The following is a 25261-nucleotide window of genomic DNA, read 5'->3' as shown; positions in this document are numbered from 1 at the left end:
AAATGAAATTATTTCTCAGCCATTCCTCAAGCCTTCTTGTGGCAATAACATCATCGCGGTTATAGCCAAGGATTTCGTTTTTGAGTGTTTCTTTGTGTGAGAGTATGGACAAAGACAATGCCTAGTGAGCACTTACAGGCGATAAACTTTGAGCAATTTCCTCTAGCAAGGGACGCAGCTCTTCGTGATCGGCATGAGCTATTCCCATTTCTATGCGAGAAGACCAGTGTCCATCTCTGTACAGCCTAGCGGCGCGTTCCCGGATCTCTCCTGCGGCGCGACCACGGATGTCCTGCTCGGGAGCGGACTCCTCAGATAACTTTGCTTCGACTGAGGTCATGAGCTCGGTAGTCCATCCGTCACCACCCATCAATGCGATTACAGCTGCACCGCAAAGCCCTCGATCGAGGGTGCCCCATCCAGTTTGGTATCTCCCACCCTTGAACGTCCAGGACAACAGAATCTCTCCAATTTCCTTGGCGATCTCATCACAACCCCGGTTGTGTGCGTTAATCGCCGCCTCAAACAAGGTCTCCGTCATTTGAAAATTCTCAATGAATGTCACTGTCTCCTTGTCATCGGGAATCCAGGTCAGGGTGGCGATCAACCACCGAGCATGCTTCTGTAGTTCATCTCGGGTGTGATCGTCACATACCGCGGCATTTGACACCGCCAACAAGATTTCGGTTATACCCGCAATCCAATGGATGATGTCGAATGTGAAGTGAGACTTCGCCTTTATGGCTTCGAGAAGCAGCTCCTTTTCTGTTTGGTAAATACCATCTGCCCACTGCTCGATATTGCGAGTAACCGTCTGTGCGTCTTCATTATCCGAGTCGGCTTCTAAGATTGCGTTCACCAGTGTCGTCAGACGTGACCGTAAGCTTTGCAGGCTTGTCGAAGAGTAGTAGGGACCCAGATATGTGCTGTGGCTGCTCGATAAAGGTGTGTCGGGGACTTTCAGAAACAACTTCACAACCAAAGCAACATCTTGGCGGACTTCCCCAACCGCGAAATTGATGTCGTGATTCCTGGAGCGGAGAAGAGCGAAGGTCAGATCGGCAAGCTGCGTCATGCCTTCCATTGTTACAGGTCGATAGTCCTCTCTCGCACAACCAGTGCAAGCAATCATGGCGATCTTTTCGCTAAGTGTGGCAATGTCTTCTGGATTACCATTGGCAAGCAGGTATTGAGCGGATTTTCCCATGAGCCGTTGCCCCTCCAGCAAAACATCCGCCATATTATGGGGAACCACGGACTCAATCGCGCCTGCGAGGTAACCAGCAGCAAGGTGCGCGTGGCTTTTCGAGGAATATGGGCTTGAGTAATCGATGCCCAGATAGACCTGAACAAGAGCAGCCATTGCTTGTAGTGTCTGCTCGATTTGTTGCTCATCCCGGCGTGCGATCCCGCTTTGTATGTTTTTCCGCAGGTGTTCGAGTGTGTCGTTAATAAAGCCGTCGCTTGCCAGAGGGTTATCTATAAACGGATTGTTGGCGTAGAAGGTCTTTCCCTTGGTATTAATATATGCTGCGTTGATACCAATGACGGCGTTCAGTGAAGCTCCAGAAACCTCGTGATCTCCCTGTTCTGCGTAGCGTCGTGCGAATGACATGGCGTGTTGAACTGCGCGCTTTGCGCCATCGGTCCAGCGATTGTTTATTTGAAAGAATGTAGTTCGTGCCAAGTCGTGAGTGGAGTCCATGGGAGACGGTGTGACGTCAGCGTTTTCTTCTTGCTCAAGAAGGGGCATTGCGCGCTTCGCCCGTCGTTGCCAGATCCGAAATTCCCTTCGGGTGTCATTAATGAGTATGCCCAGCTGTTGCAATGGATTAATGAGGACCAGGGCTCGCCGGTAGGCGTACAGGAATAGAACAATTATGAAGATGATAGCCCAGCAAGCTGAAAGCACGATGGGGGCTAACAGACTCTGTTCTGTAAACGTTGATAATGTTGCAGTGCCGATTGCCAATAAGAATGTCAACGCAAATGCACTGAGCAACCTCCTATCCGCACTCAGACGGCGAAATAATCCATGAGGCATGCGTTCGATGTTTACCTGCATGGCAAACAGTACAAGGGATGTAACAATAGCTGCGGCACCTATCAGGGCGGTGCCGATATTTTGAATCAGACTGCGCAGCCCCTCGATCGATTGTTCTGTCGAGTAGCGGGCCTCAAGAATTTTCTGTAGTTCCGGCGACCAGTAGAAGCTTGTGGCTGTAAAAAGAGCCAGGACTGAAGCGAATGCTAAACCGCCGTAGCGATATTTCCAGCCCCCGATCCGATACTGCGCTCTGTACATGTACTGCCATAGTGCCGCGACTCGTCGTAAAAAAGCTTTCTTTCCACGAGTGATGGCAGACTTGATGGAATCAGTTACGGACATGGGTAATTGTCACTGCCACGAGCGCAGGCCCACGGACTGGCTGCCACTACCTTCTGACCTGACCTCAAGATTCGGGCTTTTTGATGCCAGGTAGGCAATGGGCTGATCCAGGACGAAGGGATAGAGCACTGTCAAGGACGGTAGTGTTGGGATGGGCACAGCTTTTCCAACATGGCGAAGTGCCGCCTCGATCAACCAGGCAACGGCCTGATCATTGGTGACAACGATTGAATCCTTTCGTACCAGTCGTTTGCCATTTTCCACTCTTTCAAGCGCCCCCCAGCTCGCCTGGCTCTGAATGACCATATTGGTCATGCGCCGTGTACCTTCACGTTCGCCATAGGTTTCACTCATCCGACGATGAAGTTCGGCCGAGGAACAGTCACCTTGTAAAGCGGAAAGGCGACCCACCAGCTCAGCGACTTTACCGAAGAAGGGGTAGGTGGCAATCGCCATTCCCCAGGTGAGAGCAGCTACGGGCGCGCTTGGGTCTGCCTTGAATATCTCGACACCTTTATCAGCAAAACCAGACAGCTCAGGGCGCGGTTCTAACCAAAGCCGGTTCAACACAGTCCGGGTTTTCTTGCGCGCAGCCGCGCCAAGGCCCGCCTCATCCAGCAAGGTATCTAGTTCGTCGAGCGTACCGAAATCAGCACGAACCCGCAGGGCAGCTGCTGCCCATTCGAGCGGGATGAAGCGGTCAAAACCAATTTTAGGTGCTGATGGTGTCATACAGGTCAGTTCACATATCTCACTTTAATAAAAGGTACCAGCAGCTCTTCGACTGATATTCCGCCATGAACTACCACCTGATCATCCTTGGGTACAAATGCCCGGCGGCCCTCAGCAAATAGAGGCATGAAGTTCGCAGGTAGCCCAGCTATATCGAGTCGAAAGGTATCCCCATAGGTTGCTTGAGTCTCAGCAACCATGGCTTCGTTGCGATAGGCGCGCACACGCTCACCGCGCATCTCGGATGCGACACCCTGATTGGGTCTGCCTATCCCGACCGCCTCAACATTGCCGTGATCGGCAGTCAGATAGACATGGAAGCCGTTGTCTAGCAGCATGGAAAAAAGGCGCTCGACAAAGCCAGATTCGCACCAGCTCTTGATTTGGGTCGCTACGCCTCGTTTACCCAGTACCGCGCCATGGATGATCTCATCGACGGTATCCACTACCAGCCCGGCAATCTTTACTGATGGATTGGTGAGCGCTGCCTCAAGGGCGGGAAGATCGTCATTACGCTTGATGGACTTCTGGTAGAACACTTCGCTGGTATTGATGCCATGATCCTGCCAAAAGCGCTTCCATTGGTTTGGCTCCTTGGATGTCGACTCAATATTGTCGGCGAACTCACGGGGTCGTAGGCCGGAAAATAATGCCTGCCGGGAGACGGACGTTAACGTCGGCAGCCAGGCGAAGCAGGTGTGCTCGTCAAACATCAACCTTTGCGACTGGTTGATCACGCTTTCACGTATCTGAACCCACTGATCGACCGCCAGTCCATCAAAGACCAATAAGGCAATCTTCTGTTCCCCTTCATCCCGGCACATGGATAAGTAGCGCGGGATATGGTGGACCATGATGGGTCCCTTGGCAGCGGGCAGAGAAGGCAGGTCAGAGAAATGTTTTTCGACCCATTCGCACAAGTGAACATCAGCAGCGTCAAGTAAATCTTGCATCGCGTCCTTGATGCTTTCGGCATGGTACGTGTCGAGCCCATGAAACCGCGACAAGATTTCACCAAGACGGCGGGAAAAATGGGTCCAGTCTCGGTGAGACGAATCAGCCGTAGGCAATTCACTTATCAGATTTTGGATGCCATCACGTACCAGGTTTTTCATCGATAACGGATCTTGCACAACGCCCAGTTTGGCCCACTCGGGCAGCGCTGCTGGTACCCCCTGAACGATGAGCGGATGTAACGTGCCATCCAGGAACATCGAGTCGATGATCACTCGCACATCATGGTGATCGAAGGGAACGTCTATCTTGTCGGCATAATCCTCTGGTGCCGGTTCGCCCATCCGAGATCCGGTGATTCCTTGTTGGGTCAAATACCGATACCAGGCATCTTGAACAACGCGCAGCGTGACACTTTTGTAGGCGAACAACTCGGCGATGGGAATCCCTTCAAACGTATCGTGCTCTCCAAGCACTTGCTCGACATGCTGTGCCAACACGACCGGGAGCGGTGTATCTCCATAATGAAGTCGGAGCAATTCACGCCATAGGTCTTCTGGGCGTGTTAGCAAATGGGGACTGATTCGGAAGATATGCGTCAGTACGAACTCCTTGGTGGCCGCTTCGCCCAACGACTGATGTGCATGCTTTGCCTGGGCTGCAAACAGCGAAGGCCACATTTCGCTACCCAGCTGCTTTACTACGGCATAGCTTAGTTTCGGGAATAGCTCTGTGAGCCCGAGGCTGAGCTTGCGTGCCTGGCGTAGGTAGTCCCAGGGGAGATCGTTGGTGTTGGTGCCCCGAAGATGAAGAACAAGCGCGTTAGATGGCGCTGGCTGGCCGTGGTCCCAGGCGTCGCGATATCGTTCCTCGTACTCCGCCCGAAAGGCGACACTATCCTCGAAGGGCAGCACTTCGAAACCACGCTCGCGTAAACCGGATAGAACTTGCTCATCCAGCAAAACATCATCTGGATCCGAGACGATCCACAGTCGAGCCAGATCTGCCGGAAACTCCTTCAGAATGCGGTCAACCCAAAGCGTCATCTGTTTGCGCCCTCCTGGCTGCCAATACGGAGCATGATCACCGCATTGAGATCCGGCGTGCAGCTTTCAGCGTCCGCCAGGGCCGCCATTCTCGCTTGGTGTTCGGCCTCCAATCGTTTGCGGCGATGTTCCCGCACAGCGGGAAGGCCGATCCGCCCTATGGCCTGGTGGCGTGCCTCAAACGCATAACGAGCCCGCTCGCGTTCGCCGGCCAACCATTCACGATGTTCGTCCAGCAATCCTGAGAACACAGACTCCCCTTGGGCTTTGGCTGCTGCCCTTGATGTCTCAAACCACTCCATGGCGCTCTCTACCTCGATTGCTGGCGAGAGTGATACCGACTCGGTCAAAAGCAGATCCCAAATTCGCTTGGCGGTGGGTACAAAAGTGCGGCCGTCATCTGCCACGAACACCGGCAAGAAACGTTTGCGACTAAAACTGTCAGAGGCACTGGATGCGCTAAGGCTGATCTCCCAAAGCGACCATACCCCCTGTACCGTGCTAGGCAGGCCTGTCACGGTGGTGATTGGCAACGGCTGACCGGCTACGCAGCGTGGCAACTCACCAATAACGGCGCGTGCGCGTGCGTCTTCGAGGGTGATCCACTCAATGTCCGGATTTTCTTCGGCGGTTCGCGCATCGAAGCAAACACGGGGTGACTCGCTCCCATCTGCCCACTTTACGCGCCAGGCATCACCGGCTTTCTCAGCTGAACCGTTCCGGGTTGGCAGGCCATTAACGATGGCCCGTTCAAGCCAATACTGGGCCGGATGGTCACGCCACTTGCGGGCATCCTCTGCCTCCAGTGTGTGGTCTTCCGTTAGCAGGTCGGTGTCTTTTCGGCTGGCGGCAACCTTCTCGCGTACCTGGTCAATGACGGCATCGCATTCCTTGTCGATGGATGCGGGGTCTTGCAGTCCATGCACAAAGAGTTCATCGAAGATGGGCTCCACTTCAACTGAATCCATCACGTCCGCTGCCTTGTCGACGCCGAACTCCTGGGCAATAACCTCAAGTTTATGCTCCAGCACCTCGCGCACCCGGTGCTCCACCGTGTCATCCAAAACAAAGTTGATCGCGCGCACCACATGCGGTTGGCCGATACGATCCACACGGCCGATGCGCTGCTCCAGTCGCATCGGGTTCCACGGCATATCGAAATTGACGACGAAGTGGCAGAACTGCAGATTCAGACCTTCGCCACCGGCATCGGTAGAAATCAGCACCCGCACATCGCGTGAGAAGGCCTGTTGAGCCCGAGTACGGGCGTCCAGGTCCATACCACCGTTGAGCAGTGCCACGGAAAATCCGCGGCTCTCCAGAAACTCCGCCAGCATTGCCTGGGTCGGCACGAATTCGGTGAAGATCAGCACCTTGAGTTGAGGGGCGTTTTCTTCCTGCTGGAGCTTGTAGATCAGTTCCAACAACGCTTCGGCTTTGGCGTCTGTGCCCTGGCGATCGGTTTCGCGCGCCAGCTCCAGCAGCGTCTCTACCTCCGCCTTCTCCCGCTCCCAGCCACTGGCCTGTATGGCAATCTCGAGTTGAGATTGGCCGTCCAGCTCCGCCCACTCGTCCACGTCCGACTCTTCAAACAGGTTCGTTTGTAACTGGGGTGTCTCCAGCAAAGCCAGGCGTCTCTCCAGGGTGGCGCGAATCGCGGCTGTGCTGGATGTCACCAGCCGCTGCATCAAGATCATCAAGAAGCCAATGTGCCGCTGCTTGGCCGCCATCGCCTGGTTATAGCCGTGGCGCACATAATCCGTCACGGACTCATAGAGCCGTTGCTGCGCTGCGTGTTTCTCCTGCCAGGCCACGGGTAAAAGGCGCGTCGCTCTTGGCTTGAATAGTGGTTGGCCTTCCGCATTGATGGAGACCCGTTTTTCGGTGCGAATCACAAACGGGCGCACCCGCTCATGGTTGATGCTGGACTCATCGGGGAAGGAGTCACGGTCCAGCAACTGCATCAGGCGCATGAATTGGTCTGTCTTGCCCTGATTCGGTGTTGCGGACAGCAACAGCAGATAGGGGGCCGCTTCAGAGAGCGCCGCGCCTAGCTTGTAGCGGGCCACCTGTTCGGTACTGCCACCAAGCCGGTGCGATTCATCGATGATCACCAGGTCCCATCCGGCTGAGATCAGGTCCTCGAAGCGTTCGCGGTTGTAGGTGTTGAGCTGTTCCAGGCTCCAGCCTCGCCGTTTCTCAATCGGCTTCACCGAGTCCAGAGAACAGATCACCTGGTCATGCATCCGCCAGAGATTGTCCTCTTCATCTCGCCACTGCCGGAAGGCGGTAATCTCCGAGGGTTCAATAAACCGGAAGCTCTCACCGAAGTGCAGGCGCATCTCAGCCTGCCACTGGCGCACCAGGCCTTTGGGGGCGACGACAAGCACCCGTCGCACCATGCCGCGCAGCTTGAGCTCGCGCAGAATCAAACCCGCCTCGATGGTCTTACCCAGGCCCACCTCATCGGCCAGAAGGTAGCGAATGCGGTCCTGACTCATGGCCCGGTTTAGGGCGTACAGCTGGTGGGGTAATGGCACCACGCTGGACTGGATCGGTGCCAGCAGCAGGTTGTCTTCCAGGGCATCAAGCAGTTTAGCCGCGGCGGTGGTGTGCAGTATCTGCTCAACCGTTGGCTGTACGCTGGACAGATCGGTGAGATCCTGCGAGCGAGCACGTACAACCGCATCCTTGTTCGGCAGCCAGATCCGATAGGCCAATTCTCCCCACAGGTTCTGACGATCGACTACCCGGCAGGGCGAAGCCTGCCGAGCATGCCAACACCAATCACCGATGCCAAACCCCGTTACAGCATCTGTCACGCATCGGCCTCCGTGCGTGTCAGCGCATGGTCATACCACATCAGCAGCTGCTCATCTTCCTGCAAGGAGGCTTCGGGAATCTTCTGCGCGAGCTTGATGATGGTCTGGTAGTCCTTGTTGACCCAGGCGGCCTTGAAGCCGGCACGCAGTACCTCGAGGCGGAACTCTTTAAGCCTACGCCCGGTGAAGGCAAGGTAGGTCTCGAACTCCTTAAGCAACGCCTTTTCGCGTTTTTTCTCCAGGTCCTGTGCCTTATTGGGGTCAGGGACAAACCAGCGGTCCTTGGCTTTGGCCACCAGACGTTTATCACTCTTGTCCAGGCCACGCAGATCCTTGTGGTTGGTCGAGAGGTAGCTGTGGATCTGACTGGGCACGTCGCCACTGCCTTCGTACTTCAGGAAGTTTTCCTCCAGCAGATCGGCAAGCTCAGGCTTGGCTTCGTGCTTGCGCCAACCGGCACCCATCTGCCTGATGAACTCCGGGTGAATTTCCTGGTAGGTCGATGGTCGTCTTTTTAGGAATTCGGTCAGCCAATCAATAGCGCTGCGTTCATCAGATACAAATAGCTCCATCTGAGGAGCGTGCGCTACTTGTGCACGCTTTTTCTCGTATTCTGAGACTTGATCTGGTAAGAACACCATTCCATCCCGCTCAGGGAAGCGTTGGCGTAGCCCATCTTGAAACTCTTGGCTTGAAAGAGGGATAGGAGTGTTATGCCTGACGAACCACGCTACCATCCGATCAAAAATGATGCGTGGATCACGCTCAGCAATGAATTCTAAGCCTTCAGCCTGGGATTTCACCGTTGGCAGATATTTCAAATGTGTTTTAACAAAATCCCACGCCGATTCTTCACTGCTTCCAAATTTCTCAAATCTTTCTTCAAGACCACCATTTGGCTTATAGGCTGAAATTACAAGATCTTGCTTAACTGACGTTGTAGATGTATACGAATTTATACTTCGTTGCTTTTTATCGAGAGTGGATACATTGGCGACTATGAACCCTGCTTCTGATAGGGCGCTCTGAATGCTATTCCATATTGATGCATTTGTATTAGAAAATTCTACGGTCATCCACCGACCTGGCTTTAGAATTCTCCAAAACTCGGAAAAACATAGCCGCATTAAAACCCGGTAATCATCCAGAGTTTTTTCCTGGATCTGATTCTCAACTGCTTCCTGCTTTATATCGGTACGGACACCAAGCCAAGCCTCCCAAATAAAGTTGAGATCTGAATACATAATGTTTGATCCGAAGGGTGGATCAATAAATATATAGTCAATCGAGTCACTGGGTATATTCTTCAGTGAAGACGATGATGCGGTCGTTATTACAGGTTTATTAGTTGGGCTGCCTTTTGCGGCCAGAAAACGGATAATGTCCTGGAGTTTTTTCTCATAGATCTTACTTACCCTACCTTCTGAAGCGAGAGCAGGAATATATAATGTGTTAGTCTTGGGTCTGTGCCCGCCACCAGCGTTGTAACGACGCATGATGGTTGCATGCCAAGACGTGTTTAGAAACGCGAACTTGAATAATGGGTATCTTGTTCTGATGAGATTCCAAAGCCTTAGGCAAGCCAATAAGTTTCTCGGGGTGTAAAAGTGATGGAAATGCGTCACACCCTCGGCAGCAAGATTTCTCTTATAGTGGCTTTCGTACATTCTTGGGATTTCGAGGATAGGAACCCCAAGCCGAAGGATTTCCTGAGAAAATTTCTCGTAGGAGTTTCCGTCCTCGCTACTCCATACCTCTATAGCAGGACCAGTATTTGGCCTGATTTTTACGAACCTCTGAACTCTCTTCTTCGTTTCAATAAACTTATCAAGTATTGGATCGTAAACCGTGGTTCGTGCGTGCTTCATCGTTTTTGATGCGATCTGGGAGTTGCACGCTGGGCATCGAATATTGGCTGCAACGCCCTTTGTTTTCTCATCATAGGACTCGGTCCATTGATCGAACTGATTTTGGCAGTTTTCACATTCAACAACAGTGCTATATATAGTGAAATCTCTTTGGCCGTCGTTGGTTCGATATAGTGCATCTACGTCAGATTCAATCTGCGAGTGCAATTTGTCGACTTCTACAGAAAATGTCTCAGGACTGGTCGTTGTACAAAAGTTTGACGCTAAGAATGTGGCTAGTGGTGCAAGATCACAAAGAATTGCTTGCCTTCCAGTTAATTGCGCAGCGACACCGGTCATTCCTGTCCCACAAAAGCCGTCAAAAACAACATCACCAGGTTTTGTGTAATGTTCGATGTACCGCATGATTGCCTTGTGCGGAACCTTGGTATGGTAGGAATGCGCATTGTAGATGGGGTCGTTTTTGCCTTCACTCACATCTGAGACGAATGGTTCATAAGCCTTAGGAGTGCCGTCAGAATTTGCTACCTTCCACTCAGATAGGAAATCTGTAAGCCAAGGATTCGGGCATGCAGTGTAGTAAGGAGGATCGGACATCTCGAGAATGGCTTCGTCCGTTCCGTGCGGGAAGCCTTCTTGGTTACGAAACCCTGGGTCCTTCAGCTTTTCAGCGAGAAGTTTCAGGAAATGCTCACGCCGCGCCTTATCATTCTGGAAGGGTTGGCCTAGGCATTCGACTGGCCCAGCATCATCAGCCTGGCTATTAAAAAGATCGTCCATTACTCCAAATCCTCATTTTCTTTTTGTCGGCGCATATCTTTCATTAACCTCATTCGACAACAAACCGCAGTTTGTCTGCGTCCTTGCCCTTGCAGCGATCGTTCAGGAAGGATTCGAAGCGCTTGCGCAGGTCCTCCGGCGTCGCGGGGGATCCGCCGGTCAGTAGCGCCTTTTTGATGTCCTCGCTGGTGACCACAATCTTCTCGAGACCGGACAATGCCTCTTGGATGCTGGCCACGAATTCCGGGGTGACCGGATCTGGCAGATTCTTTGATTTCAGGAAACCTTGGATCAGGTTACGTTGCGCATCTTTGAGCAGCTCAAAGTTGGCCTGGATGATGGGGTCCTCAAGGTTTTCCAGCAGCGTTTGTTGCCAGTCCGCCAGCATGCGATCCAGTTCATCGTCCAGAGTTTTAAGCACGTTGGCGGCCGGTAGCAGCTGACCCTGCTCATTGGCGGGGCGGAAGCTGCAGTGTGGGCAAACCGGGCTGGCTACGAGTTCGGATTCCACCAGCGAAGCGCAGCTTTTGAGTTTGTCTAGCTTGTCGTCGAAGCCGGTGAGTTGGCCAGTGGGCATCAGCGAGATACCCGCCAGCGCACGCAGAGTGGTGATGCGCGCGTCTTTGCGTAGGGCAGACTTGGTTTTGTCTTCCGCCACCCCGAGGCGGGCCTTGCTGTGTTGGGCCACGTAAGCGGTGACGTAGTCTTTCTTTAACGTGGCCAGGCGTTGTCGGTACTCTGCGGCATGTTGTGCTCCGCGGTCAGCGGCGAGCTGATCGAGTATCTCCTTGCGAGCGGTCTGGGCCTGTTGTACCCAGGGATGGTCGGTTGTTAGCACCATCTCGGCCTGGGAGAGATAGGCTGCCGTGGCACCGAGTTCGGCGACCAGGTCGCGCAGTTTTTCGACCGTATCCAAAACCTCGAGGTTTTTTTTCTGGGTGTCGATGTCGGCCTGGGTGATGCGCAGGTTCTTGAGCTTGCCGATGGTGTTGTAGGGCGACAGCTTCTCCAGGAACTCCTTGAGTGCTTCCAGCCGCGTGCGCCAATCTTGCAGCTCTTCCTCGCGCAGTAGTGACTGGCCCCAGAAACTGAGGCGGCTTTGCAGGTCGGTACCGACGGTAAGCACCCGTTGCACCTTGCTTGGCCACGGCATCCAGCAGTTCCTTGACCGGCTCATCCTTGCCCTGGGTTGCCATCTGGGCAAGGCCTGATGGCAGGCCCAGCAGTTCGAACAGCGAGCGCAGCACCGCGACGTTGATCTCTTTGGGAGCCTCGACGTGCTTGAGCTGTTGGAGTTCATCCAGGGAGCGCTCGGCCAGCAGGGAGATCTTGCCGGAGTCGATCTTGTCGCCGGTGATGGCCAGCACGATGTCGCCGGAATAGACCAGGCCGCCCAGCACGGCTACCAGCAGGTCGGGCTCCAGGCGGAAGCGCACAGGTGCGAAGTATTCGACGTCGGTGGGGCCGCTGATCAGTTCACTGCGGTTGAGTACCTGGCCATGGCCTTTGGCCTGTAGTCGGTTCACTACCTCCTGGGCATATTTGGAGCGCGTCGGCTCAATGCGGTCGCCATCCAGCATTTCAAGCGCATCGAGTATGGCGATGGCATCCTTGGTTCGGGTTCCGCCAGCCAAGGCCTTGAGCGTATTGGTGATCAGCTGTTTACGGTTGGCCTCGGTTACCAGCACAGAGAAGGTGGGGTACTCCGGCGCAAGATCCCCGAAGTGGGTTCCCAGCGCCAGGCCGGAGGTGACATTCACGATGTCGCGGAAGTTAGCGCGCTCGTCTGGCCCCAGCCGCAGCTTGTCGCGTATCGATACGCCCTTAGCCCATTCCTGCAGGGTTTTGGTTTTACCCTGATAGGTGACCTCGAAGGCGGACATCTGCTTGTCTTGCAGCCATTTGCTCATGTCGCGCAGGGCATCCTTGGCCTTGTCCAGGTAGATGGCCTTGGCGGCACCACTGGCGGTCGATGCCAGTTCCTGGGCGGCGGCGTAGAAGGCGAGATGGCGCTTGATGGCTTCGTCCAGCCCCTTGAGACGGAAGAACACCTCATCGACCTTGCTTTCATCCCGGAAACGGGGCGGCTCGAAGGGTTGGATGAAGTAGATATAGAAGTCGCGCTCCGGCTGCGCCGTGGGACGGTCGTTGGGCGCACCCAGGAACAGGTAACCGTTGCGCTCTACACGGTGGTCCTGCCACTCAATCTGGTGTTGCCAGATCTTGTAGCCGGTGACATAGGCATGTTCGTCGGTACATTCCATGAGCTGCATCAAGGCGTTGTAGTAGGCGCGGTCCAGCGCGTCGTCAGACAATGCTTCCGCGCGTTTCTCGATCTGGGCGTCGTAGTCGACGTCCTTCTTGAGATCGAGGTAATACTGTTCGGTGTCCGGCGCCTTGGAGATGAACTGACCGTTGACCGTTTTGACGATCTCGCGCAGGGTGGTCTGCACAGCGGTCAGCAGGTCATCGGATGGTTCACCACCCATGTCCTCGATGCCTGGCTGATACAGGCAAAGGGTGTCCCGCAGCTCCTCGGCCGTTGGGCCAACCGGCACATAGATATCGCCACCCGTGGTCAGGCGGTGTACGGACAGTCCCTTGATCACCCGCGCGGCCATCGCCTTGTAGGCCGGCCGGGTAAAGGCCTTCTGCACCCGTTCAGTTAGAACTTCTGCCACCGCGAGTACTGGGCCGATATTGGGATCTGAACGCAGCACCGAGTTGGTGGTGACCGTTTCCCAGAACTTATCGAAACCAATCAATCCGGGGTGATCGGTTGGCACTGTGTCTTCGAGAACATCTTGAATCTGGTCGCGTAGGGTGACCAGTGCCCCGCGTTTTTCAGTGAATACCAGCTGATCGAAGGTGTTGATGTAATCGGGATGCACCGGGAACAAGCGGACGTATTCATCCATCCGCTCGTTCATGTTGCTGTAGAACTTGGAAAAAGGTGTGAGGTAGTTGCGGATCTTGTCCTGCTGATCGGCTGATTTCTTGAGTAGACGCTCGGCCACGACAAAGCTCACGTCCTGGCGTGCGAGCAGCACCTGGGTGAAGCGCTCGCTTACCCGACGCAGGCTGTCGGCCACATGCTGGAAACGGCTGCTGTCGAAGATGGCCTCCTGCACGCCAGCCACGAAGCGGAAGCGCAGGTGCTTGGTGACTTCGCCGATTTCTCGCAGGAATGAGAGATCGAGGACCAGGTCGTGGTCCTTGCGAGAGCGCAGGTATTCGAGGAATTCATCGACGACTAGCAGCAGCCCCTGGTTAGGGTGTACCTCGTCGAAGGCGGCCATCATCTTCTCAAAGGCAGCCTTGTTGTTGACCACCTTGTCGGCAGGCGGAAAGTTGAAGTTGACACCCTGGCTTTCCAGGAAGAGTTCAAGTTCCTGGGTGATGATATCACGCAGAGGCATCTGGCTGGAGATTTCGACGCGGTGCACTTTGAACTTGCCCGCGATAGCCTCTGCGGCTTTAGCGACCTTCGGGTGGCGGATCATGGGGACATAGGCGGTGTCCTCTGCGATCAGCGACAACACGGACATCAAGTGCGACTTACCGGTACCGTAGTTACCGACTACAAGCACGCCTTTGTGATCGACCGATTCATCGAACGAGAGCTGCGGGATCATCTGTTTGGCAATCCGTTCCGCCATATCATCGGATATGACGTAGGTTGCGACTAGTTTCTTTGCCTCGTCAGGCCGGTTTGCATCGAGCAACTGAATGACCGATTCAATCGGCTCGAACTGTATGAGATCCCCGTAGCGCATGTGTTTTCCTCTCTAACCCTTTTTTTTAATTTCAAATGGGACCAGGCCATCCAGGCCGTAGTCCTGATATTCCTGATGGCCCATCTGGGCATAGGTCAATCGACCATCAACCAGCTCCCCGGGCCATATTGCGACCACCCGTCGGCTGTGAGCGTGGCGCTTGAGCAGATCCAGTGGATCGAGCTTGAGCGTCTGATCGAATAGCAGCTCGATGTTGTCGAGCAGCAGCAAATCACCGTTGGCGCACTCATCGGCGTGCTCGCGCAGAATGACGTTGGTCTGCAGCGCTCTTTGCCGCTGAGGTATTGCCGCGAGACGGCTTCCTGCCGTCGCACCGACATTCATTACCTTCATATCCCGCTGATTGGCCAGTGCGGCAAGGAGGGCTGTCTTGCCACTGCCTGGCTGGCCTATTAATAGGATCAGCTTGCTGTGCAGTGCGCCCACCTCGTCGACAAGTTGTGCAAGTTTTTCCAGCATCCGCACCATCACTCCATCTCGGCTTCGAGCCGCTGCTGATCGGGGGATCGATAGCCAGGTGCGATAACAAGGTTCTCTACGCCATAGAGTGCCTGCCTGTTCTTCAGCCAAAGGTGGTACTCAGGTCCTTTTAGACTGTGATCTTCTGAGCAGTCCACATTCCACCGGCGAAGTACGTAACCTGCAACAGCAGCTCGAACGTTGACATTCAACACTCCGTTTTGCATGTCGTAGTCGGCTTCTATTGTTTTGGGATGCTTGAGACTGGGATGTGGCACGATTTCCAGTTCTACAATTCGATTCCACTGGATATCCGATTCCCGAGTTTCATGTTCTTTGATCATGCTGTCGGTGATCGTCGGGTCAAAGATGCGCGTGATTACGAAATCTGAGAATCTGGATTGCCGCCGGTCGTAGCCGCGGACATGCCAGCGCAGACCGTTATCTACCAGTACAAATGGCACAATTTCACGTGTAGTTCGGCCGCTGCTCAGGGAGCGGTAGGCGATTTTTACCGCTTTTTCTTGATGGATCGCGCGGGTTAAAACAGACAGCGTCGATAGGGAAGGCCTGTTCAGTTGTGCGGGCATCTCGCACGCAATGAAGCCCTTGTGCGTACCAACGAAGTCATCACCGAATCCGTATGCAAGGGCTGCCAGCGCCTGGCTGGAGGAGTAGTCAAAAAGCGGTTCAAAACCGTTCGAGCGTGTGTAGATTTTGGCCTTGGTGTCGTATTCCAGATTCTTCGGGGCCAGTTCCTTATATAAGGTGATGTCCCTGGTTGCAGCCGCCTCCTTGATGCCAAATCGGCTGACGATGTCGTTTCGGCCGATGGTGCCCAGGAAGCAGACCTTGAAATCGATGTGAGACAAGCGTTCCTTCTGCGTCTGATTAATATCCTCTAGCCGCATGACTGGCATGTGATCACCTATTTTTGCCGCATTCGTACCCATCATGGCCGGTTATGATAATAAATAAATCATGTCAGAGTCAATATAAGAAGTTGACATCATCATTTTGATGATAATAGAATTGGCCGTAACCTTTAATCCATGCATTTAGCACGGTGATATGACTGGTGGTGATGTTTTGCGACCAGAACGATGGCTGAGGCCAAGAACATGAAAGCTGATGACAACAAGCTAGAACGTATTTATCGACGTACCGATGGGCAATGCCATATCTGCCGGAAGCGATTGTGTTTCGGTAATTATGGGGCCATCGGAAAACGAGGCGCGTGGGAAATCGAACATTCCCGTCCGCGTTCCAAGGGCGGGACGGACCACCTTAATAACCTGTATGCGGCCTGTATAAGCTGCAACCGTAGCAAAGGTAACGGTACGACAGCATCTGCTCGTGGCGCGAATGGATACCGGACAGCGCCCCTTTCCAAGCAGCAGAGGAGTCTGCAAACGTGGAAGTGGGGTGCGGCTGGTTCGTTGGTCGCTCTTTTTGTGCCACCGCCGCTGCGCTTAGTTGCGTTTGTGGCCGGTGCTGCAGCGGGGGCTTTACTTGGGCATGATTCTGAACCTGAATAGTGGAGGTTAGTACGATGGCAAGAAAAGAACGTGTAACCAGAGTTATCGATGGCGATACATTTGAAACGGCAAGCCGCAAACATCCTGTACGCCTTGCCAATGTAAATGCCCCAGAGAAAGGACAACGCGGCGGGGCATCTGCTACCAATGCTTTGAAGGGACTCATTGCCGGGGAAACTGTGACAATTGAGACCGTGGCCCGAGATAAATATTCCCGCTCGGTAGCCAATGTGAAAGTCGGGCGGAAATCAGTCAATAAAGCTATGAAAGACAAGGTGGGAAAGTAGCCTGGTCTCATGCCCGACTTCCGATTACGTAACCTTGAGCGATATCGAACAGGTGGTTCCCGGGACCGTATGGAACTGTCCATGCCACTGCCGAAGAGCGCCTCTGGAATGGTAAACCAACATTGCCCGAATGAAGACTGCGCGCCAAGGGTCTTTCAACTGGGTGATGTAGTCGAAGGCTTTAGTCCGCCAGATAATACGGATACATACTATCGCCGGGAGCCCCACACAAATGGAGTTACCTGCCCATATTGTGGCCATGATGACGATGATCAGGAATTCATACATCCGGAGGACATCAAGGCTATCGAAAAGGAGCTTTTCTGGGCTGCCAAGAAAGATATCAGGGACATCCTTGGTGAAATGGCCTCGGATTTTAACCGTAAGACTTCCCGGAATGATCTTTTCTCGATCAACCTGGATGTGAGTCCAGATCGTTCGCCACGTCCTGTTGCTTACAGGCGCGATCTATTAAGAGGGCTTACATGTAACTGCTGTGGCAGGGCATATGGCGTTTACGCTATCGGACTATTTTGTCCGGATTGTGGCTCACCAAATTTGGCCGTCCATTTCTCCCGTGAACTTGAACTAATCAATCGCCAAATTGACATGGCGGAGCAGATGAAGCGGGATGATACGAACGACGAAGAATTAGCCTACAGGTTGCTCGGGAATGCTCACGAAGATGTTCTCACCGCATTCGAGACCTATCAGAAAACTACCTACCGCTATCTAGTGCATAAGCGCATTCCAGAACAGGCGGAGGCTTTGTGTAATAAAAAAGCAACAGCCAATCGTTTCCAGAATATCGAGAAATCCAGAAAATTATATGCAGGTTTAGGAATCGATCCATTTGAAGCCCTTGATGAGGATGATCTGAAGTTCCTGCGACTTAATATAGAAAAGCGGCATGTGATAGGTCATAACCTGAGCATGGCTGACGAGTCATATATAAAAAACAATCAGAGCGAGCTGGAGGGAGAAACGGTGCATTTGATGGGCGAGGATATTCATCGGTTCGTGGGGATATCAGCAATGATTGTCAGGCGTCTTGAAGTGGAATTGAGGATTCAAGATGGTTGCCAATAAAAAAGAGTAATGGAAGCGTATGCAGATCATTATTCTGCCGTATGGGGCTTTGAACAAAAAATAACAGGGAGTCAGATGTCGATCCTACAAGAGATCCAAAAGTGGTCCAGCAGTCTGCCAGCATGGCAGAGTGATGCAATCGGGCGGTTATTCGAGAAGGAAGAGCTTTCAATAGAAGACCTGGATGACCTGTATGCGCTACTTAAGGATGAGCACGGCCTTGAGGACCCGAAGGGCAGGAAAGCCAGTAGGCTCAGTGCCGATCAAATCCCGGTAAGCGCTACTTCAAGCACTCAGATTGAGCTGATTGCAATGAAAGATCTGCGCAACGTAAATCGTATTGCGCCTGACCAGCGGCTTCCATTTTCACCACAAGGTCTAACCCTTATCTATGGAGACAATGGGTCAGGTAAATCCGGATACTCAAGAGTCCTGAAGAGAGCTTGTCGGGCTCGTGATCAAAGCGAGCCAATTCACCCCAATGCATTTTTACAACCTGAAAAAGCAGGTAGGGCGGAAGCGACATTTGAAGTCGATATAAACAAATCTCCCAAAGAACTGGCCTGGGAAGATGGCAAGGTGGCGCCTGAAGCGCTATCGGCATTTGCTGTGTTTGACTCGCGTTGTGCAAGAAGCTACCTGGACAGTGAAGGCGATTATGCCTATGTGCCATATGGTTTGGATATCTTGGAAGGACTGGCGGATGTCTGTAAGAAGATAAAGGGTAAGATTGATGCAGAGTATACGCAATCTACTGTCGACGACACCGCGTATAGAGATCTGGTCGGGGAAACTAAAGTCGGTAAACTTATTTCTGGCTTATCGGCGAAAACTAAGCCGGAACAGGTGATTGCACTTGCCACTATTACCGAGGTCGAGAAAGCGCGTCACACGGAGCTAGAGAAGAGCCTCAAAGAAGGAAACCCCAAGGAAAAGGCTGCCCAATTGCGATTACGCGCTCGTCGAATTGCAAAGGTCGTAAAGAGCGCGACTGAGAAACAATCGATTGTGGGTGATGCAGCGTTTGAGAAACTCCGAAAGCTGGTAGAGGCAAACGACATTGCGCAGAAAGCAGCGCAGCTGGCGGCTCAAAAATTCAACGATGAAGGTGGACTTCTTCCGGGTACCGGGAGTAAAGCATGGAAGGAGCTCTTTGAAGCGGCACGCCGGTTCGCGGTAGAAGCATATCAGGAAAAAACATTTCCAGACCTGGGGCCGGGTTCCCAATGTCCTTTGTGCCAACAACCTTTGAAGGAAGGAGCTGAACGTTTGCTTCGATTTGAAGAGTTTGTCCAGCAAGAGGCGGAAAAGAAAGCAGAGGCCAGCAAAAAGGCGCTATCAGACGAGTACAAGCTGTTTGCCGAGCGGAATGTGTCGCTTGGTATTGATGATGAGCTCTATACGGAACTGGAGGTAATAGATAAGGAACTGGCCACAGATACACGAAAATTCAACTCAGAAATTCTTGCTCGACATGCTGCAATCAAAGAGGCCGTAAGTACCAAAGATTGGGGGCAGGTGCTCGCAATGCCAGCCGGGCCCGCCACACGGCTCCAGTCATGGGTCGATAAACTCAATGCAGAGGCAGACACGCTGGACAAGGTTGCCGAGGAGGAAGGGCGAGCAACAGCGAAAAAGGAATTCGCCGAACTGGATGCTCGGATCCAGTTAGTCAAAGTAAAAGGAGCTGTACTGACTGCGGTCGAGCGATTAGACCGCCAAGCGAAACTTCGGAAGTGTCAGTCGGCGGTGAAGACAAATGCTATTTCCAAGAAAGCGACTGAACTGACTCAAAAGGTGGTATCAAAGGATCTTGAGTCTGCGCTCAATCGAGAGTTCAAGAGCTTGGGCGTGGGGAATCTTCAAGTGTGCCTGAAAAGCCGAACAGATAAAGGTAAGGCATTTCATAAGCTCAAGTTAGATCTTCCACAGGCTAAGACTCCAGGAGATATTTTGAGCGAAGGAGAACAAAGAGCGATTGCAATTGGGTCATTTTTAGCGGAGGCCAATATCGGAGAGAGTTCAACTGGGGTAGTGTTTGACGATCCGGTCTCATCCTTGGATCACAAACGTCGCGAACGTGTCGCCAGGCGCTTAGCACAGGAGGCGTCCAGAAGGCAGGTTATTGTTTTCACCCATGATCTTTATTTTCTCGACTTGCTAATACATGAAGCAGAGAAAGCAGGAGTTCCAGTCGAGAAGCAAAGTCTAATACGTCGTCCCGAGGGATTCGGCGTTGCTGACCCTGATTTACCTTTTGAGGGGATGAATACCAAGGCTCGTGTAGGTTACTTGCGAAACAAGCAACAGCAGATCAATAAGATATATAAATCAGGCGATGAGCCTGAGCACCGGAAGCAGACTGCAGACGCGTATCGACAACTACGCATCGCATGGGAGCGAGCTATTGAGGAAGTTCTGTTGCGAAGTGTGGTGCTTAGGTTTCGAAAGGGTATTGAAACTCAGCGCTTGGCTGGCGTGATGGTAGAAGATGTCGACTATGTCACCGTGGATCAATGGATGTCTAAGTGTTCTAACTACGCACACGACCAAGCGCTTCTTGGTGGTGTAGAGGTTCCTGATCCTGACGAACTTTTAGCCGATATTAGTGCTTTGGACGAATGGCGAAAGCAAATCGAAAAGCGTGGCGAGGTTACTCAGAAACAACGAAAGGCAGCTAGTAGCATGCAGACGCCTGGCAAACATTGAAGTATGACTAGGTCGTCTAAGGTTTAATCATGTTCTGTTTCATTCACGCAGCTGATATTCATCTCGACAGTTCCCTTCACGGCTTGGAGCGCTATGAAGGCGCCCCCGTGGATGAAATCCGTAGCGCCACGCGCCGTGCTTTTGACAACCTGATCGAACTGGCTATTGATGAGGAAGTGGCATTTGTTCTCCTGGTGGGTGATCTTTATGACGGCGACTGGAAGGACTACAACACTGGCCTCTATCTAGTAGAGCGAATGGGAAGGCTGCGGGAAGCAGGTATACGCGTCTATATCGTGGCTGGTAATCATGATGCCGCCAGCCAAATCACTAAGCACCTACGCCTACCGGATAATGTCACCCTGTTTTCAACCAAGCATCCGGAAGAGGTGATTCTGGATGATCTGAATGTAGCCATTTACGGACAAGGGTTTGCGACTCGGGCGGTAACCGATGACCTTTCGGCGGCCTATCCGCAAGGAGATTCGCAGCTCTTTAACATCGGCCTGCTGCACACTTGCCTGGACGGTAAGCCGGGCCACGAGCCTTACGCTCCTTGCTCCGTTGATGGACTACGGTCCAAAGGATTTCAGTACTGGGCCCTGGGGCATGTTCATAATCGTGAAGAGGTGAGCCAGGATCCATGGATTGTATTTCCGGGAAATATCCAAGGACGACACATCCGTGAGATAGGGCCTAAGGGCTGTACCTTGGTTACGGTTGAAAATGGAGAGATTGCGGAGGTTGAACATCGTGACCTTGATGTGATGCGTTGGTCTCTCTGTGAGCTGGATGTTTCTGCCAGCGAGACAATTGATGACATCTATGAGCAGGTGCGAGAGGGGCTGCAATCGGCATTGGATAGTGCCGAAGGAAGGCCAGTGGCCGTGCGCCTGGTACTGCAAGGTGCTTGTTCTGCGCATTCGACATTGCATGCAGATCGTGAGCGCTGGATCCAGGAGTACCGTGCCTTGGCAACGGGGCTAGGCGGTGCAGGTATCTGGTTGGAGAAGGTTTCGATCAAGACAAGTCCGTCCGTCTCGGTTGATGAGGTGCTTGAGCGTGACGACGCACTAAGCGGCCTGCTGCGTGCTATCCGCGATGTGGAACTGGATGCCTCGGCTTTGGACGATCTCGCAGATGAAATTTCCTCTCTTCGTCAGAAACTCCCGGCCGAACTGCTCGGTGGTGATGACCCCTATGATCCGGCCAAACCGGAAATGCTCAAAGAGACACTGGAGGATATCAAAGAGCTTCTCGTCAACCGCTTGTTAACCACGGAATAAGGGGCATGAAGCCAGGATGAGAATCGACGAATTGAATCTTGCCGCATTTGGCCCCTTCACCGATCGAGTATTGGCTTTTGGTGATAATGGACTGCATATCGTCTATGGACCTAATGAGGCAGGCAAAAGCTCGGCGCTACGGGGGCTGAAAGCCCTGCTTTATGGCATTGACGAACGTACCCTTGATAATTTTCTTCATGCCAATGACAAGCTCCGCATCCGCGGTTTCCTGAGTAAAACCGATGGGCAAGAACTTGCATTTATCCGGCGCAAAGGCCGGAAAAACACCTTATTGACTTCGGATGGCGAGGCGCTTGATGAACAGGCGCTAGCACCTTTTCTCCAAGGCGTGACTGCGGAACTCTTCGAGACGCTTTTTGGAATCGACCACCAGGCATTGGTGCAGGGGGGGCAGGAGATCCTCGAACAGAAGGGAGAGGTCGGGCAGGCGCTTTTTTCAGCAGCGCTTGGCAGCCATGCGTTACATGCGGTCCTCGCTGAGCTTGATGTGGAAGCTGATGGACTATTCAGGCCCCGGGGATCCACGCAGACGATCAATTCAGCGTTGAAGTCTTATGCAGATCTCAACAAAGAGGTCAGGGAGTGCTCTCTTTCATCCAGAGAATGGGATGAGCATAGGCGTGCTTTGGGGCGGGCGACAAAGGAACTGGAAAAAATTCAATCCGAACTGACGGACAACCGGATTGAGGTGAACCGTTTACAACGTATCCAGCGTGTTTTACCGAAATTGGCTCGACGTCGTGAGCTATTTCAGGAACTGGAACCGTTAAGCGATGTTATCGTCCTGCCGGATGATTTTACTGACCGTCGCCAGCAAGCAGTGCATGCACTGGAGACCGCTCAGGTCATCGTTGGCAAGGCAACTCCTCGTCTCGAAGGATTACAGCAACAGCTTGAAGGATTATCAACAAACGAGGGACTGCTGGAGCAGGCAGAGATCATTGAGGATCTCCATGCCCGGCTGGGTGGTCATCGAAAAGCGCTGCAAGACCGACCGCATCTCGAAGCGGAAGCCCAGCAATTATTGACAGATGCTGGCTCTATCCTCAAAGAAATTCGTCCTGATCTCGAGCTGAAGGCTACTGAGCAATTACGTCCCATAGTGGCTAGGCGACAGAGCATTGCCGAGTTGGGCAGTAAAAATGCTGTGCTGAACGCTCGGGTAGAGCAGGCAAAAGCCAGCCTGCGTGAGACAGAGAAGCGACTTAAGTCTGCCCGCAAAGAACGCGATGAGATCACCGAATCAGGCGACACCGACGATTTGCACCGGGCCATTGCTGCCGCCAGGAAACAGGGGGAATTGGATGCCTCGATCCAGTCGACTCAGAGTCAACTTACCAGCCTTCAGACAGAGTGTGCTGAAGATCTTGCACAGCTCACGCTATGGGAAGGGGAGCTAGAGGCGGTGTCCGGTTTGAAATTACCCAACCGTGAAAGTGTCCGTCACTTTGAAGAAAACTATGACGATCTCTCGAAACGCATTCAGCGGCTTGAAGAGAAAAAAGAGGAGCTCGTCGACGCCTTACAGGATACCTCGCGGAGACTCAATGAGATCGAACGTGTCGGGGAGGTGCCGACAGAATCTGTCCTCACCAATGCCAGATCCGAACGTGACGTGGTTTGGCAGTTGCTGCGCCGGCAGTGGGTGGATGGTGAGGATGTGTCAGCTGAAGCAAGTGAACACCAGGGTGAAGGTACATTGCCGGATGCCTTCGAAATCCGACTTGCTGAAGCTGATGAAGTGTCTGATCGGCTACGCCGTGAAGCTGATCGAGTCCATGCATTGGCAAGCCTTCAGGCCAAGCAGGAGGGCGGGCAACAGCAAGGACAACAGATTGATGAGCAGCTTGAAGCAACAAGCGCTGATAAAGCTCAACTGGATGCGGATTGGCAGGCATTGTGGACCCCTTGCCAGATTGACCCACGTAGTCCGCGAGAGATGCGGGCCTGGCTGGATGAGTTTGAAAAACTTCGTGATCAGGTGGGACAGTCCAATCTGCTCCGCCAGAAAGTGAGTGAGCTCAAGCAGAATCGCACCACGCACATCCAACGGCTTAATGAGCAGCTGGCTGGACTGGGAAGAGCGGCCTCCACATCGGAGGAACTTGAAACTGTACTCGTGGAATGCGAAGCCTTAGCCAGTCAGCTTGATGAATCCAAACGCAAACACGATTTACTGAGTAAGGAGGTCAATGAACGAGAAACCGATGTCGAATCGTTGAGCGAAGAGCATCGATTAGCAACCGAGGCGCTTGAAGCATGGAAGGCGCAGTGGGGTGATCTGATGCAGGGTCTTGGTCTGCGAACCGAGAGCTCACCATCGGAGGTTGATGATTTCATTGAACACCTCAGAGCATTGTTCTCGAAACAGAGCGAAGCAGAAAAACTGCGTATACGAATAAAGGCCATTGACGAAGACGCTGCGGCGTTCGGCGGCCAGGTAGAGGCCTTGGTCGCCACGATTGCTCCGGAACTGGTGGATTTGCCCGCGGATGATGCCGTCGTACGTCTCAACTCACTGTTATCGGAAAGCCGATCAAGACAGACAAAACGGCAACAGATTGAAGAACAGATCGAACAGGCGACGCAGGAAATACAGGATTCGAACGCATCTATCCAGACCATGACGGATCGGCTTGATGCGTTATGTGTAGAAGCAAAATGTGACGCCCATGATCAACTTGAAGCAGCGGAACGCCGCTCGACTGATTATCTTCGAATCAAGGAGACAATCTCTTCGATTGAGAATGAGATACTGGAAGCCGGTGAAGGCGTCACCATTGCGGAACTGGAGGCGCAGGCGGTGGGTGTCGATCCTGATAGTCTGCCCGGGCGAATCACGGAGTTGAACAATAAGATCGACGATGAGCTCGAACCCCGGCGGACAGAATTGGCTGAAACGAAAGGGCGCGAAGAAAAAGAACTGGAGCTCATGGATGGCAGCGATAATGCAGCACTGCTCGCTGATCAGGCCCACGCCATACTCGCGAGAATCCGTTCAGATGCTGAGCGTTACGTGCAGGCCAAACTGGCTGGCAAGATCCTGCGTGACCAGATTGATCGTTATCGCAGAGAGAACCAGGGTCCACTGGTCAAGCGCGCTAGCGAACACTTTTGTGCACTAACGCTTGGGTCTTTCGATGGGCTCATGACTGACTTTAATGAAAAGGATGAGCCTGTCCTTGCCGGTATTCGCTCAGGGGGAGAGCGCGTGTATGTGGAGGGGATGAGCTCAGGGACGCGGGATCAGCTCTACCTGGCGTTGCGTCTGGCCTCTCTCGAAAAATACATGGAAAGTGCAGAGCCTATGCCATTCATCGTTGATGATGTATTGGTGGACTTCGACGATGCGCGATCACACGCCGCATTGAATGCCTTGGCTGAATTAGCCGAAATGACACAAGTTATCCTGTTTACGCATCATTCACAGGTTGTCGAGCAGTCCAAGCAACTGAGAGGGTCGGTACAGGTGCATGAGTTGTAA

14 protein-coding genes and 1 pseudogene are annotated in these 25261 nt (G+C 53.1%); 6 read left to right on the top strand and 9 right to left on the bottom strand.

Annotated elements, in window-relative coordinates:
• Positions 1-121 precede the first annotated feature (121 nt).
• The 9 genes and pseudogenes from CODIS_RS09110 to CODIS_RS09075 all read right to left on the bottom strand — a co-directional run bounded on the left by CODIS_RS09110 (position 122) and on the right by CODIS_RS09075 (position 15803).
• Positions 122-2389, bottom strand: a complete 2268-nt coding sequence (locus tag CODIS_RS09110) for a hypothetical protein (protein WP_069124261.1) — start codon at positions 2387-2389, stop codon at positions 122-124.
• Between the two features lie 9 nt (positions 2390-2398).
• Positions 2399-3121: a hypothetical protein gene (locus CODIS_RS09105; RefSeq protein ID WP_069124258.1), complete on the bottom strand. Its 723-nt coding sequence runs from the start codon at positions 3119-3121 to the stop codon at positions 2399-2401.
• Between the two features lie 5 nt (positions 3122-3126).
• Positions 3127-5121 (bottom strand): BREX-3 system phosphatase PglZ, encoded by a 1995-nt coding sequence (gene pglZ, locus CODIS_RS09100; RefSeq protein ID WP_069124255.1) that lies wholly within the window; start codon positions 5119-5121, stop codon positions 3127-3129.
• Complete coding sequence (locus CODIS_RS09095) at positions 5118-7943, bottom strand: helicase-related protein (RefSeq protein WP_069124252.1); 2826 nt, start codon at positions 7941-7943, stop codon at positions 5118-5120. Before CODIS_RS09095 ends, pglZ begins: the two co-directional genes overlap by 4 nt.
• Entirely contained in the window at positions 7940-10591 is a 2652-nt protein-coding gene (locus tag CODIS_RS09090; RefSeq protein ID WP_069124249.1) for a DNA methyltransferase, read from the bottom strand. Before CODIS_RS09090 ends, CODIS_RS09095 begins: the two co-directional genes overlap by 4 nt.
• Before the next feature lie 49 nt (positions 10592-10640).
• On the bottom strand, positions 10641-11744 hold the full coding sequence (locus tag CODIS_RS21600) for a DUF6079 domain-containing protein (protein ID WP_305782100.1): 1104 nt from the start codon (positions 11742-11744) through the stop codon (positions 10641-10643).
• A 40-nt stretch (positions 11745-11784) separates the two neighbouring features.
• Positions 11785-14250 (bottom strand): annotated as a pseudogene (locus tag CODIS_RS09085) (DUF6079 family protein); the annotation flags it as partial.
• 129 nt (positions 14251-14379) lie between these two features.
• A complete protein-coding gene (gene brxF / locus CODIS_RS09080; RefSeq protein WP_069124580.1) occupies positions 14380-14847 on the bottom strand; it encodes a BREX-3 system P-loop-containing protein BrxF in 468 nt (155 codons plus the stop codon).
• 8 nt (positions 14848-14855) lie between these two features.
• Positions 14856-15803 carry a WYL domain-containing transcriptional regulator gene (locus tag CODIS_RS09075; RefSeq protein ID WP_235615173.1) on the bottom strand — a complete coding sequence of 316 codons (948 nt, stop codon included), beginning with the start codon at positions 15801-15803 and terminating at the stop codon, positions 14856-14858.
• A 147-nt stretch (positions 15804-15950) separates the two neighbouring features.
• Here CODIS_RS09075 and CODIS_RS21715 point away from each other — a divergent pair, with 147 nt between their 5' ends.
• From CODIS_RS21715 to CODIS_RS09045, 6 genes are all read left to right on the top strand, one after another.
• A complete protein-coding gene (locus tag CODIS_RS21715; RefSeq protein WP_069124246.1) occupies positions 15951-16385 on the top strand; it encodes an HNH endonuclease in 435 nt (144 codons plus the stop codon).
• A gap of 14 nt (positions 16386-16399) precedes the next feature.
• A complete protein-coding gene (locus tag CODIS_RS09065; RefSeq protein WP_069124243.1) occupies positions 16400-16672 on the top strand; it encodes a thermonuclease family protein in 273 nt (90 codons plus the stop codon).
• An 81-nt stretch (positions 16673-16753) separates the two neighbouring features.
• Positions 16754-17761, top strand: a complete 1008-nt coding sequence (locus CODIS_RS09060) for a hypothetical protein (RefSeq protein WP_154723067.1) — start codon at positions 16754-16756, stop codon at positions 17759-17761.
• Between the two features lie 9 nt (positions 17762-17770).
• On the top strand, positions 17771-20470 hold the full coding sequence (locus CODIS_RS09055) for an AAA family ATPase (RefSeq protein WP_235615172.1): 2700 nt from the start codon (positions 17771-17773) through the stop codon (positions 20468-20470).
• A gap of 29 nt (positions 20471-20499) precedes the next feature.
• On the top strand, positions 20500-21756 hold the full coding sequence (locus tag CODIS_RS09050) for a metallophosphoesterase family protein (protein WP_069124237.1): 1257 nt from the start codon (positions 20500-20502) through the stop codon (positions 21754-21756).
• A 16-nt stretch (positions 21757-21772) separates the two neighbouring features.
• The gene (locus CODIS_RS09045; protein ID WP_069124236.1) at positions 21773-25261 is read left to right on the top strand and encodes a YhaN family protein; all 3489 of its coding nucleotides are present in this window, start codon (positions 21773-21775) and stop codon (positions 25259-25261) included.

Source organism: Candidatus Thiodiazotropha endolucinida (assembly GCF_001715975.1).
GTDB lineage: Bacteria > Pseudomonadota > Gammaproteobacteria > Chromatiales > Chromatiaceae > Thiodiazotropha > Thiodiazotropha endolucinida.
Note: the sequence above shows the minus strand (reverse complement) of the source record. Positions and strands in the feature narration are given on the sequence as shown.

Excerpts from the sequence above, each read along its gene's own strand:
- CODIS_RS09045 (WP_069124236.1), top strand. The coding sequence starts at position 21,773 with ATGAGAATCGACGAATTGAATCTTGCCGCATTTGGCCCCTTCACCGAT.
- CODIS_RS09105 (WP_069124258.1), bottom strand. The coding sequence starts at position 3,121 with ATGACACCATCAGCACCTAAAATTGGTTTTGACCGCTTCATCCCGCTC.
- CODIS_RS09050 (WP_069124237.1), top strand. The coding sequence starts at position 20,500 with ATGTTCTGTTTCATTCACGCAGCTGATATTCATCTCGACAGTTCCCTT.
- CODIS_RS09055 (WP_235615172.1), top strand. The coding sequence starts at position 17,771 with ATGGAAGCGTATGCAGATCATTATTCTGCCGTATGGGGCTTTGAACAA.
- CODIS_RS21600 (WP_305782100.1), bottom strand. The coding sequence starts at position 11,744 with ATGCCGTGGCCAAGCAAGGTGCAACGGGTGCTTACCGTCGGTACCGAC.
- CODIS_RS09060 (WP_154723067.1), top strand. The coding sequence starts at position 16,754 with ATGCCACTGCCGAAGAGCGCCTCTGGAATGGTAAACCAACATTGCCCG.
- pglZ (WP_069124255.1), bottom strand. The coding sequence starts at position 5,121 with ATGACGCTTTGGGTTGACCGCATTCTGAAGGAGTTTCCGGCAGATCTG.
- CODIS_RS09075 (WP_235615173.1), bottom strand. The coding sequence starts at position 15,803 with ATGATGGGTACGAATGCGGCAAAAATAGGTGATCACATGCCAGTCATG.
- CODIS_RS09065 (WP_069124243.1), top strand. The coding sequence starts at position 16,400 with ATGGCAAGAAAAGAACGTGTAACCAGAGTTATCGATGGCGATACATTT.
- CODIS_RS09110 (WP_069124261.1), bottom strand. The coding sequence starts at position 2,389 with ATGTCCGTAACTGATTCCATCAAGTCTGCCATCACTCGTGGAAAGAAA.
- CODIS_RS21715 (WP_069124246.1), top strand. The coding sequence starts at position 15,951 with ATGGCTGAGGCCAAGAACATGAAAGCTGATGACAACAAGCTAGAACGT.
- brxF (WP_069124580.1), bottom strand. The coding sequence starts at position 14,847 with ATGCTGGAAAAACTTGCACAACTTGTCGACGAGGTGGGCGCACTGCAC.
- CODIS_RS09090 (WP_069124249.1), bottom strand. The coding sequence starts at position 10,591 with ATGGACGATCTTTTTAATAGCCAGGCTGATGATGCTGGGCCAGTCGAA.